The organism is Pseudomonas sp. Root562, from assembly GCF_001427125.1.
Classification (GTDB): domain Bacteria; phylum Pseudomonadota; class Gammaproteobacteria; order Pseudomonadales; family Pseudomonadaceae; genus Aquipseudomonas.
In genome coordinates this window covers 300,924-312,847 of the sequence record NZ_LMGK01000020.1, presented here as the reverse complement: position 1 = coordinate 312,847, position 11,924 = coordinate 300,924, and the positions used below count along the sequence as shown (strand labels likewise).

10 protein-coding genes are annotated in these 11,924 nt (G+C 58.0%); 3 read left to right on the top strand and 7 right to left on the bottom strand.

Features of this window, described 5'->3' with window-relative positions:
- Nucleotides 1-9: 9 nt before the first annotated feature.
- Both ASD60_RS15140 and ASD60_RS15135 read right to left on the bottom strand, forming a co-directional pair.
- Nucleotides 10-1,257, bottom strand: coding sequence for a lactonase family protein (locus tag ASD60_RS15140; RefSeq protein WP_056854764.1), 1,248 nt, complete (start codon nt 1,255-1,257; stop codon nt 10-12).
- Nucleotides 1,258-1,385: 128 nt separating this feature from the next.
- Nucleotides 1,386-2,432, bottom strand: a complete 1,047-nt coding sequence (locus ASD60_RS15135) for an amidohydrolase family protein (protein ID WP_236708473.1) — start codon at nt 2,430-2,432, stop codon at nt 1,386-1,388.
- A 354-nt stretch (nt 2,433-2,786) separates the two neighbouring features.
- On the opposite strand from ASD60_RS15135, the gene ASD60_RS15130 reads away from it, so the two are divergent.
- On the top strand, nt 2,787-3,341 hold the full coding sequence (locus ASD60_RS15130) for a DUF4174 domain-containing protein (protein WP_056854763.1): 555 nt from the start codon (nt 2,787-2,789) through the stop codon (nt 3,339-3,341).
- A gap of 157 nt (nt 3,342-3,498) precedes the next feature.
- Here ASD60_RS15130 and ampC read toward each other — a convergent pair whose 3' ends face one another.
- From ampC to ASD60_RS15115, 3 genes are all read right to left on the bottom strand, one after another.
- Nucleotides 3,499-4,638 carry a class C beta-lactamase gene (gene ampC, locus ASD60_RS15125; RefSeq protein WP_056854762.1) on the bottom strand — a complete coding sequence of 380 codons (1,140 nt, stop codon included), beginning with the start codon at nt 4,636-4,638 and terminating at the stop codon, nt 3,499-3,501.
- Between the two features lie 120 nt (nt 4,639-4,758).
- A complete protein-coding gene (gene gudD / locus ASD60_RS15120; RefSeq protein WP_056854761.1) occupies nt 4,759-6,102 on the bottom strand; it encodes a glucarate dehydratase in 1,344 nt (447 codons plus the stop codon).
- Nucleotides 6,103-6,114: 12 nt separating this feature from the next.
- A complete protein-coding gene (locus tag ASD60_RS15115) occupies nt 6,115-7,461 on the bottom strand; it encodes an MFS transporter (protein ID WP_056854760.1) in 1,347 nt (448 codons plus the stop codon).
- Between the two features lie 279 nt (nt 7,462-7,740).
- Here ASD60_RS15115 and ASD60_RS15110 point away from each other — a divergent pair, with 279 nt between their 5' ends.
- A complete protein-coding gene (locus ASD60_RS15110) occupies nt 7,741-8,451 on the top strand; it encodes a FadR/GntR family transcriptional regulator (RefSeq protein ID WP_056854759.1) in 711 nt (236 codons plus the stop codon).
- Nucleotides 8,452-8,571: 120 nt separating this feature from the next.
- Here the strand turns inward: ASD60_RS15110 and ASD60_RS15105 are convergent, their stop codons facing one another.
- A complete protein-coding gene (locus ASD60_RS15105) occupies nt 8,572-9,471 on the bottom strand; it encodes a DMT family transporter (protein ID WP_056854758.1) in 900 nt (299 codons plus the stop codon).
- Nucleotides 9,472-9,566: 95 nt separating this feature from the next.
- Between ASD60_RS15105 and ASD60_RS15100 the strand changes: the two genes are divergently transcribed.
- Nucleotides 9,567-10,430, top strand: a complete 864-nt coding sequence (locus ASD60_RS15100; RefSeq protein ID WP_056854757.1) for a LysR family transcriptional regulator — start codon at nt 9,567-9,569, stop codon at nt 10,428-10,430.
- A 15-nt stretch (nt 10,431-10,445) separates the two neighbouring features.
- Here ASD60_RS15100 and trhP read toward each other — a convergent pair whose 3' ends face one another.
- Nucleotides 10,446-11,765 (bottom strand): prephenate-dependent tRNA uridine(34) hydroxylase TrhP, encoded by a 1,320-nt coding sequence (trhP, locus tag ASD60_RS15095; protein WP_056854756.1) that lies wholly within the window; start codon nt 11,763-11,765, stop codon nt 10,446-10,448.
- Nucleotides 11,766-11,924 lie beyond the last annotated feature (159 nt).

Below are 11,924 nucleotides of genomic sequence, written 5' to 3'. Positions count from 1 at the left end.
ATCGGTTGTTTAGATATCCATCCAGAGCAGTGCTTTTTTCTCGTCGTCCATTTCATATTTGCGGACGAATTCAAGCTTGCCGTCCTGCTTGATCCTGAAAATGGCCAGGTTGGAACGGATTTTTTTCAATGAGTCGCCATCCTTGACCCATAAGGTTTTCTGATTCGCCACCACCAGCAGTTTGCCTGATGGATCAACCTTCATCGTTCGTCCTTCAATGCCTTGGGCGTCGATGATCTGGATCAGTTGTGGTTCGCCTGTCTGGCCATCGATCTTGAATACTGCCACGTTGTTCTCCCCCCCGGCGCTGACCTGTTTGCCGTCCTGTTCAACCGTGGCATCTGCCCGGTTGGTCACGTACAAGTATTTGCCGTTGGGGTTGACTTGGATGACTCCACCTCGTTGACGTGGAGTGTCGAGGTTGGCCTTGTATTGAAGGGTGTCTTTACGGAACAAAGGTTTTGTTGCCAGGGTACCGTTGCTTTCCAACGGATACATGTATAGCTTGCTGCCGCGCTCCATGGACACATAAACCCAAGGCTGGGTTGGGTGATACGCAAGATGACGAGGGCCAACACCCGGGTCGATGGAAGAGGTCACAAGTTTTGACAGATGGCCCTGGTCATCAATAGTAAAGGTGTTGATGCTGCCCGGTTGGTCCGGGACGTTGGCTACCGCGTCATTACCACGAGCCAGCGCAACCACAGACTTGTCGCCAGGCGTGAATGTCACCTGGTGAGTAAATATGCCGGCCTCGGGTACTTGATTCTGTGCAACGGCGGAGCTGACGCTTCCATCTTCCTTGAGCGTGTGAACACTCAGTGTGGCTGACTGGTTGTATGCCACCACGACAAAGCGATTTTGATGATCCAGTCCCAGATTGATCGGGCGCTCTGGTAACGCGATTGCAGCACCTAACTGTCTGAGCGCTCCTGTCTTGACGTCGATCCTGTAGCTGCTCAACACATGAGTATCACCCTTGGCACCAAGGGTGCCATTTCCAGCATTGCTAGAGACAACGTACAGAATATTGCCGGCATTGTTTTTGACGGCGAACTGCACATTGGCCGGAGCAACGGTTTCACTCAAAAAAGTTAGCGATGCGTTATCAGGGTCGATGCTGTAACCCAGTAACTTTTCTCCCAAGCTGGCATACAGCAATTTTGCATCGTCTTGTTGCGAGGTGGGTGATATCTCTGCAAAGGCTATGGCAGGGATGACAGCGGCAAGGAACAGAGCGCGAAACGTCTTCTTCATAGTGACTTCTGCGATTTGTGGTGTGGTTACGGGGAGGGAGGAACGCCGTTAGCAAAGAAAGCGGCTAACCCAACGATCTGATAGTGATGGGGCGCTTAGGCCCAATGAGCCGCGATATGCCATGGCACTCAGAATCCGTACAGGCGTGCCGGGTTCTCAACCAGGATTTTGTCCACATCATCCTTAGTCCGAGTCCAGACGCTGAGCAGGTCCATCATGCCGGCGTCATCAGGCATAGGCTGTTGTTTTGTTTGCAGGCTGGGGTGTGGCCAGTCGGTTCCCCAAATCACCCGATGTGGAGCGAGCTCGATCATGGTTTGAGCGAGAGATTTGACGTCCTCATAGGCTGGCCCACCCAGGACTGAATCCTGATACGCACCGGAAATCTTGACCCAGGCACGGTCTCGGCTCACCAAGTCTGCAATGAGTTTGTAAGCGGGATGATCGATGCCGGCTGGATGTGGGATTCGACCAAAATGGTCAAAGACAACCTGAACGGGCAGGTCGGCCAAGATATCTTTCATGCCCAGCAGTTCATCAGCACGCATGTGAATCTCCACATGCCACCCTAGATCCGCAATCCGGTTTGCCAATGGTTTGATCATCTCGGGCGTGGTCACGCTAGCCACCCCCAAATTGAATCGCAAACCACGTACCCCGGCGGCGTCCAACCTTTTCAGTTCCGCCAGCTCAACCCTGTCATCTACGACAGCAATGCCTCGCGAGGTGTGCCCCAGGAGGGAAAGAGCAGCCACCAGGCAGCTGTTATCCGTACCGTAAGAAGAGGGCTGAATTGCGACGCTGCGAGTCAACCGTAGTCGTGAGCGCAGTTTAAGATAATCCGCCACACTGGCTGTTGGCAGGTTTCGATTGTCGACGTAGGGATAGGCTCTGTCATAGATATGGTGGTGGCAGTCGCATGCCAATGGAGGCACCTTGAGCGTCGGTGATTTTGATCCCGCGCTAAAAGGATAATGCGCCTCACCATTTGCAAATGAGGTTAATGTGCCTGCAAGACCCGCACCCGCAAGTGTCGTCATGGTTTTCACAAAGCGGCGACGACTCATTTCCATACTGTTCATTTTTTTCCTTGTTATCAGTACGTTGAATACCAAAGTCGCGTGATGAAACCTGTCAATGAGATGAAGCCTCCAAATCATCTGGAAAATGCTCATGAAACAGGTATTCGCGCGTTAAAAAGCAATCAGGTCACGATTGATTCTTCACTGAATAGTCTTCTGTTATCTGAAGAATCGCATATTGAATCGACAAAATACAATATGCGATCGAGTGGAGAGTAAGCATGCTTTGCTGCGATTCCCGCGCGTTTAAACAAGCAGAGAGGAATGACGGCGCTACCGCCACGGGAGAAAATCAGCACGGGGATGTGCTGCTTTGACCCCAGCCTGTTGCGCAATGACTGCCCTGACCTAAGCTTTGGGCAAGGCGAAATACATTTGCGGAGCGTCACCCGGAACGAACGCCGCGATGCGCAATCATTAGAGCGTGGATATCAAAAGGAGATGCGCATGCTCATCAGGTCACTGACCCTGGCTACCCTGCTGGCGATCGCCAGCCCCCTGTTCGCCGCCGATGGCGACTCACCGCTGGACATGGACAAGGGCAGGGCAAGGCCACTGATCGTCATCGCTCCGAGCACGGTTGATCCGACATGGGTCAGCCTGAAAAAGTCGCTGGACGAGCCGGCCAATCGCAAGGGATTCACCGATCGCAACATGGTGCTGTACACCGTGCTCAACCTGATGGGCCAGCGCGAAGGCAAAGATCTGGGGCCTCAGGACACGGCAGCGTTGATCCGCTCGCTGAAGCTGGGGGCCGGCGCCAAGACCAAGGTGATTCTGGTCGGCAAGGACGGCGAGAAGAAATTCGAACAAGCGGACACGGTCAAGCTCGAAGAGATTTTCGCCGCCGTTGACCAATTGCCGGCAGCCGAGAAAGAAACCCCGCCGCCGACAGTGGCCACCCCAGTCGCTGAAACCGAACCCGCAGCCAAAGGCGCCAAAGCCGCGAAAAACGCCAAACCGGCGAAACCGACCAAACCGCCAGAACAGCCGGATGATTGAGCTGACTTGTAGAGCTCGACGCAGGTTTGCTGGCCGCTAGAGCGATTGTTCTCCGCGCAGGTTTAAACCCCCAACAAAAAGATCGCAGCCTTCGCCAGCCTCTAAAGGATTCGTTTTAGGGGCTGGCGAAGGCTGCGATCTTTTATTTTTTGTTCTATCAGCGACTCAGAGCGCTCAACACCTGATGCGCAATCTTTACCCGCTCTGCAATCGGATAGTTCTTGTTGGCCAGAATGACGATGCCGATGTCTTTCGCTGGCACGAACGCAACATAAGCACCGAAGCCACCGGTCGATCCGGTTTTGTTGATCAGCAAGTCCTGAGTCGGCGATTGCGGCGGGGACAGCCACTGAGCTTCATGCGCCTGCATGGCCATCGGCGTCGAGTTCCCGGCCAGCAAACGATCCAGCGTTACCGGGTAGTGATACAGCTCCCACCCCAGCCCCTGGGTCATGTCGCCAACGCTGTAGTAACCGGTGTGCGTCAGGGCAATGGCTTGCTGTAACGGCCTTTCCAGCGTTGCCGGGTGCATGTTCGCTTCGACAAAGCGGAGCAGGTCCGCCGCACTGGTTTTCACGCCATAGGCCTCGGAGTCGAGCGCCCCCGGGGTGACGCGCACAGGCTCGCCTTGCTTGTTGTAGCCCTGGGCATACAACCCCATTTGCTCCTGCGGCACCTTGAGGAAGGTGTGCTTGAGGCCGAGTTTCGGCAGCAGGGTGTTTTCCATCAGTTGGTCGAATGGCTGGCCCATGCTGTGTGCGGCCAGGTAGCCGAACAAGCCGATGCTGGGGTTGGAATACAGTCGGTGGCTACCGGGGGCGTAGGCGGGTGTCCACTGTTGGTAATAGCCGAGCATTTTGTCGGCCGAATCGAATTGCGCAGGAAATTGCAGCGGCAGGCCTCCGGCGCTGTAGGTGCCCAGTTGCAGCATGCTGATGTTGTCGAGCGCGCTGCCATGCAGGGCGGGAAGCACCTGACTGGCCTTGTCGGAAAACGACAGCTTGCCGAGAGCCTGGGCGTAGCCGGCGAGGGTTGCGGTGTAGGTCTTGCTGACCGAGCCGATCTCGAACAGGGTGTTTTCGGTGACCGGTTTGGCGGTTTCCTTCGATGCCACGCCGTAGTTGAAGAAGTGCTGCTTGCCGTTGGCGGTGACGGCCACGGCCATGCCGGCAATGCCTTGGGTTTGCATGAGCGGATTTACAGCGGCGTTTACCACCGATTCGATGGGGTCCTGTGCGACACACTGGCCTGCGGTCAGCAGCCCCAGGCAAACCACGAGTGTTTTCAAGCGATCCATGTTGATGTTGTCCGTTGTTGATTCAGGTGTGCGCCATTCTAGGGGGGAAGACCCCGTTCATTAAACCCGGGCTGCCAACAGCAGCTCGGGTTTACTGCCAATGAGCGCGCTACCGTCGACTCAACGCACCAGGCACGGCCGCTTGTTGTCGAACGTCCATCCCGGAATCAAAAACTGCATCGCCACGCTGTCATCCCGCGCGCCCAGTCCCATGCCTTTGTACAGTTCATGGGCTTTGGCAACTTGGTCCATGTCCAGTTCGACCCCCAGCCCCGGTTTCTTCGGCACCTGTACGCAACCGTCGACAATCTGCAACGGCGCCTTGGTCAGGCGCTGGCCGTCCTGCCAGATCCAGTGGGTGTCGATGGCGGTGATCTCACCCGGTGCGGCGGCCGCGACGTGGGTGAACATCGCCAGGGAGATGTCGAAGTGGTTGTTGGAGTGCGAACCCCAGGTCAGGCCCCATTCGTGGCACATCTGGGCGACGCGGACTGAACCCTGCATGGTCCAGAAATGCGGATCGGCCAGCGGAATGTCGACCGATTGCAGCTGGATCGCATGACCCATTTCCCGCCAGTCGGTGGCGATCATGTTGGTCGCGGTTTTCAGCCCCGTGGCGCGGCGGAATTCGGCCATGACTTCGCGGCCCGAGTAACCGTTTTCCGCCCCGCACGGGTCTTCGGCGTAGGCCAGAACGTCGTGCTGATCACGGCACAACCGGATCGCTTCCTTCAAGGACCAGGCGCCATTCGGATCGAGGGTGATACGTGCATCGGGAAAACGCTCAGCCAGTGCAGTGACGGCTTCGATCTCGGCGTCGCCACTGAGCACGCCGCCCTTGAGCTTGAAGTCCTTGAAGCCATATTTGGCATGGGCCGCTTCAGCCAGGCGCACCACCGCGTCGGCGCTCATGGCTTTCTCGTGACGCACGCGGAACCAGTCGTTGTCGGCCTCTGGTTCACTGCGGTAGGCGAGGTCGGTTTCATTGCGATCACCGACGTAAAACAGATAACCGAGCATCTTCACTTCATCACGCTGCTGGCCTTCACCGAGCAGCGCGGCGACTGGCACATCGAGGTGCTGGCCGAGCAAGTCGAGCAGCGCGGCTTCGAGGCCGGTGACGGCGTGAATGGTGATGCGCAGGTCGAACGTCTGCAAGCCGCGGCCACCGGCATCGCGGTCGGCGAAGGTTTGGCGCACTTGATTGAGGATCTTCTGATACGTGCCGATCGGACTGCCGACCACCAGGCTGCGGGCGTCTTCGAGGGTTTGGCGAATGCGCTCGCCGCCCGGCACTTCACCGACACCGGTGTGGCCGGCGTTGTCCTTGAGGATGACAATGTTGCGGGTGAAAAACGGGCCGTGGGCGCCGCTCAGGTTGAGCAGCATGCCGTCATGTCCGGCCACGGGAACGATCTGCATGCTGGTGATGATCGGTGCTTTGGCAGTGTTTTGCTCGCTCATTTTCTTATCCTTTCAAGCGTGACGTGGCGCGGCTTCAGCCGATGCGGTGGCGGGCGCGGATTTGGGTTTGTTGCGTGCAGCGAAGACGATGATTGCGGCGATGATCGAGGTGGCGGCCAGGCCGTACAGCCCGCCCTGGATCGAACCGGTGCGCTCTTCGAGCAGGCCAAAAGTGGTTGGCGCGACGAAGCCGCCGAGATTGCCCACCGAGTTGATCAGCGCGATGACGCCCGCAGCGATGCGCGCATCCAGATAGGCCTGGGGAATCGGCCAGAACAGCGACGACGCCGATTTGAAACCCAGCGCGGCAAAGCAGATCGCCACGAACGCGAAGATCGGCCCGCCGGTGGTGGACATGAACATGCCCGCGGCGGCGATCAGCAACGCGGTCGCGACCCAGGCTTGCTGGTGCTTCCATTTGGCTGACAACGAAGCGAAGGCGTACATGCCGATGATCGACAGCAGCCATGGAATCGAATTGAACATCCCGACCTGGAAGTCACTGAGGTCGCCCATTTTCTTGATGATGCTCGGCAGCCAGAAGGTCGCGGCATAGATGGTCAGCTGGATGAAGAAATAAATCACACAGAACAGGATGATCTGCCGGTCCTTGAGCAGTTTGCCCAGCGACGGCTTGACCGGCGTCGCGGCTTCGCGGGCCAGTTGTTCATCGTCGATGGCTTTTACCAGCGCGTCCTGTTCGTCGCGGGTCAGCCATTTGGCGTCGTGGGGTTTGGAGTCCAGCCAGAACCAGACAAAGGCGCACAAACCCACCGAGAACATGCCCTCGATGAAGTACATCCATTGCCAGCCATGCATGCCCAGGCCACTGATTTGCAGGAGCAATCCGGACAACGGGCCGGAGATCAGCGAGGCAATCGCCGAGCCGCTGAGGAAAATCGCAATTGCCTTTCCGCGTTCCACGCCGGGCAACCAGCGGGTGAAGTAGTAGATCACCCCGGGAAAGAATCCGGCTTCGGCCACGCCCAACAGAAATCGCAGTATGTAGAAGTGGGTTTCATTCTGGATGAACGCCATGCCCGCGGCGACCAGGCCCCAGGTCAACATGATGCGGGTCAGCCAGATTCGTGCGCCGACTTTTTGCAGAAGGATATTGGACGGCACTTCGAACAGTGCGTAGCCGATGAAGAACAGCCCGGCCCCAAGCCCGTAGGCGGCAGCGCCGATGCCCAGGTCGTGTTCCATGTGGGCGCGGACAAAGCCGATGTTCACTCGGTCAATGTAATTGACGATGAACATGATGACGAACAGCGGCAAAACGTGGCGTTTGACTTTGGAGATGGCGGACTTCAGCACGCAATTGGCGTCGTCGTTCATCCCGGAGATGGATGTATTCACTGTGTTTTCTCCCACTCGTTATTTTTATGCGGGGTGTGACGGTGTTGCGTTGTTGATAGACATCATACAACTACATTTTTTTGCCTTGCAACCCGTTTTGCCCAATAAAAACCGCTGCCAGTTGGATATTTGATGAAGGATTCGAGGTCAGGTTAGGCGTAATTTTGTTGGTGGATTCAGGATTTGTTGAGTGTTGTCATACAAGTTGGTGCGATTTTTCTGACGATTCCCGCAACGCTCGGTGCTACGATTCGATAGCCATGTCATTCGGACGCGCCCATGCAAGAAGATCTCGATGCACCTGCCCGCAAGCGCAGCCACAACCTGGCCCACGACCTGGTGGCCAAGCTGACCCAGAGCATCCTGCTCGGGCAAATGCTGCCCGGTGACAAGCTGCCGTCGGAGAACTCGATCGTTCAGGAGCATGGTGTCAGTCGTACGGTGGTGCGCGAGGCGATCTCGAAGTTGCAGGCTTCAGGGTTGGTGGAAACCCGTCACGGCATCGGCACGTTTGTACTGGAGCGGGCGCCGGAGCAGGGGTTGCGGCTGAACGTGGATACCGCGCTGGGAGTGCGCAGCATCCTCGAGTTGCGCATGGGCCTGGAAACCCAGGCAGCAGCGCTGGCGGCGACGCGTCGAACCGATCAGCAACTGACGCAGATGCGCGAAGCGCTCGACGATTACCAGAACCTGCTGGCCAACAATGACAGTTGCGTCGAGGCCGACCGACGCTTTCATCTACTGATTGCCGAAGCCACCGGCAACGTGTGTTTCAGTGAAATCATGCAGCACCTGGGCAGCGCGATGATCCCGCGAACCCGGGTCAACGCAGCCGAGCGTGGCGCCGTGGACTTGAGCAAACTTGGACAGTTGGCCAATCTTGAGCACGAGGCGATTCTCAACGCCATCAAGCGCCAGGACCCGGATGCGGCACGGGCGGCAATGTGGTTGCATTTGACCAACAGCCGGGACCGGTTTTCACCCAGTTGATGGTTGCTGATATTGCGTTATCGCCGTTCGCGGGCAAGCCTCGCTCCTACGGTATCGAATTGATCCGTAGGAGCGAGGCTTGCCCGCGAAGAGGCCCAATTTTTCAACCTGTCTTCATGATCAGGCGCTCGCCGCCCGAGGCATTGGGCGCCGCTCCAGGTTTAACGCCAACACACTGATCAACACCACCACCGCACCCACTCCAACCATCAGCGTCGGCCTTTCACCGAGGGTAAAAGAAGCGATCAACATCGCCATCGGCGGCACCAGATACAGGGTCATCGTTGCCCGGCTCAGATCCACGTGCGCCAGCACGTAGGCCCATGCCAGATACGCCAGCGCACTCGGAAAAATCCCCAGGGCAAACACCGCGAACTGTACCCGCAGCGGCGCATTCATCACCTGATCCGCCAGCCCCGGCAGGAACACCAACAGCAGCGCAGTACCGGACCAGACCGTGTAGCAAACCAGCGTCAGGCCGTCGTAACGCCCGGTGTGATGCTTTTGCATCGCGAAGTAGACACTCCACGACAATGCCGAGAGCAGAATCAACAAGCCATGGGCGTCGATGCTGCCGAAGCCGTGATCACCTGCCACGACAATCATCACACCGACCAATCCGAGGACGACGCACCCCCAGCGCCAGACGCTAACCCGATCCTTGAATACGAAGCGCGCCAGCAAGGTGCTGAACAGCGGCGTCGTCTGTGCCAGCACACTCGATGCGCCGGCGCTGACGCCCTGTTGGCCCAAATTGATCGCCACGTGATGCAGGCTCACCGCAAACAAACCCAGCCCGAACAGCAGTGGCAGATCTCGGAGTCTCGGCAGATGAATGCCGCGCAACAGCGCGACCGCGGCCATGAACACTGAAGCGATCAGAAAGCGCAGCAACGCCAGATGCACAGGGTCGTAGGCCAGCAATCCGATGTGGATGCCGCTCGGGGAGTATCCCCAGCAGGCGACAACGAACAGCATGGTCAGGATGATTTTCAGGGGGGAGGGGGTCAGAGGATTCATGGTCGGGCACCGGTGGAATATGCGCCGAGTATCGGAATCCTTATCGTTCATCACAACTGACTTATACTGCGCTATCTATTCACTTTGGGTGATGTATGGAGCTGGCGCAGATTCGCATGTTCAAGACCGTGGCCGAGGTTGGCAGTATTGCCCGTGCCGCCGAGCTGTTGCATTGCGTGCCGTCGAATATCACGGCGCGCATCAAGTCGCTGGAAGCGGAGTTGGGTGTGGCGCTGTTTCTGCGTGAAGGGCGTGGTTTGCGGATCAGCCCGTCTGGCCAGACCTTTCTGGCCTACGCCTCGAGGATTCTGGCCCTGACCGCTGAAGCCAAGCGTGCGGTGGACCCGATGGCTGAGCCGTCCGGGCCATTGCGCATTGGCGCCATCGAGTCTTCCGCTACCGGACGCTTGCCGCGCTTGCTGGCCAAGTTTCACAAGCGCTATCCAGCGGTAGCATTGGAATTGACCACGGGCAGTTGGGGGCAGTTGCTCGATGACACGTTGAGCCATCGACTTGACGGCGCAATCGTCGCGGTGGATGTCGAGCGCTCGCATCTCAAGCGTACGCCAATGTACCGCGAAGACCTGTTGCTGATCGCCTCGACGTCGCTTGGGCCGGTGCACGACATGGCGGATCTGCAGGACAAGACCGTGTTCATGTGGCCTCAAGGTTGTCCGTACCGAGCGGCGCTGGAGCATTGGTTGTTGCGCCAGGGCATGGCGTTGCCGATTGTCAGTCTGGCCAGTTACGGCGCAATCGTCGGCTGTGTGAGTGCCGGGGCAGGCGTGGCATTGGTGCCCAAGGGCGTGTTCGATCAATACGCCAAGGGCGCGGGTTGCGTGGGCTATGAGTTTGCTGAACTGACGGCCATTGAAAACCTGTTTTATTGGCATGAAAACGCCGGGGTGCACCCGGCGCGTGAGGCGTTTGTGGCGATGTTGCGCGAAGAGTTCGCCTGACGCTCTATAGGAGGGTTACGACAAATCCCGCATCAGCAGCCCGAAATTCAGATCCACCGCATCCGGAATCGGCAAATACACCGTGTGTCCGTCGCCCGGTGCCACTTTGATGGGCTCGCCTTGCATGTTCTGCAGCTGGTGCAGATCGAAGTGGAAGTTGCCCTTGGGCGTCATCAGTTCCATGTGGTCGCCCAAGGCAAAACGGTTTTTCACCTTTACTTGCGCCAAACGCCCCTGACGTTCGCCTGTCAGTTCGCCGACGAACTGTTGTCGCTCTGATACCGAACTGCCGTTCTGGTAGTTCTGGTATTCGTCGTGCACATGGCGCCGCAGGAAGCCCTCGGTGTAACCGCGCTGGGCGAGGGATTCCAGATCTGCCATCAGGCTGCGGTCGAACGTCCGGCCAGCCACCGCATCGTCGATTGCCCGGCGGTAAACCTGAGTGGTGCGTGCGCAATAGAAATGCGATTTGGTCCGGCCTTCGATTTTCAGTGAGTGCACCCCCATCCGCGTCAGGCGCTCGACATGCTGCACCGCGCGCAGATCCTTGGCGTTCATGATGTAGGTGCCGTGTTCATCCTCGAAGGCCGGCATCTCTTCGGCCGGACGGTTGGCTTCCTGTAACAGGAACACCTGGTCGGTGGGCGCGCCGATGCCCAGGGTCGGTTCCGGCTCGAACGTCTGGACGATCTCTCCCAGCAGGTTCTCGGTGGCCGGTTGCGCAGCGTATTTCCAGCGGCAAGCGTTGGTGCAGCTGCCTTGGTTGGCGTCGCGTTTGTTCATGTAGCCCGACAGCAGGCAGCGCCCGGAATAGGCCATACACAACGCACCATGCACAAATACCTCCAGCTCCATGGCCGGGACCTGCTGACGAATTTCCTCGATTTCTTCCAGCGACAACTCCCGCGACAAAATGATCCGGCTCAAGCCCTGTTGTTGCCAGAACTCGACACTGGCCCAATTCACGGTGTTGGCCTGCACTGAAAGGTGAATCGGCATCTGCGGATAGTGTCGGCGCACCAGCATGATCAGGCCGGGATCGGACATGATCAGCGCGTCGGGCGCCATGGCGATGATGGGCGCCAGGTCCTTGAGGAAGGTCTTTAGCTTGGCGTTGTGCGGCGCGATGTTGACCACTACATAGAAACGTTTGCCCAGCGCCTGCGCCTCGCGAATGCCGAGGGCCAGATGGGCATGATCGAATTCGTTGTTGCGCACCCGCAGACTGTAGCGCGGCTGACCGGCATACACCGCATCGGCGCCGTAGGCGAACGCATAACGCATGTTTTTCAGGGTGCCGGCGGGGGCGAGCAGTTCCGGAGCAATGAGGTTCATGGTGAGTCGATCGCAAAAGCCGAGCAGGGTAAACGCTTTGCTCCGAGGGTTTATTGATCTGGATCTATGCTTTATTCACAAACGGATGGCACTCGTGCGAGCCGTGGCGGCCTAAGGAACAGGACGTACTTTCGCGTTCAGGCAGACTGGCATGGATCG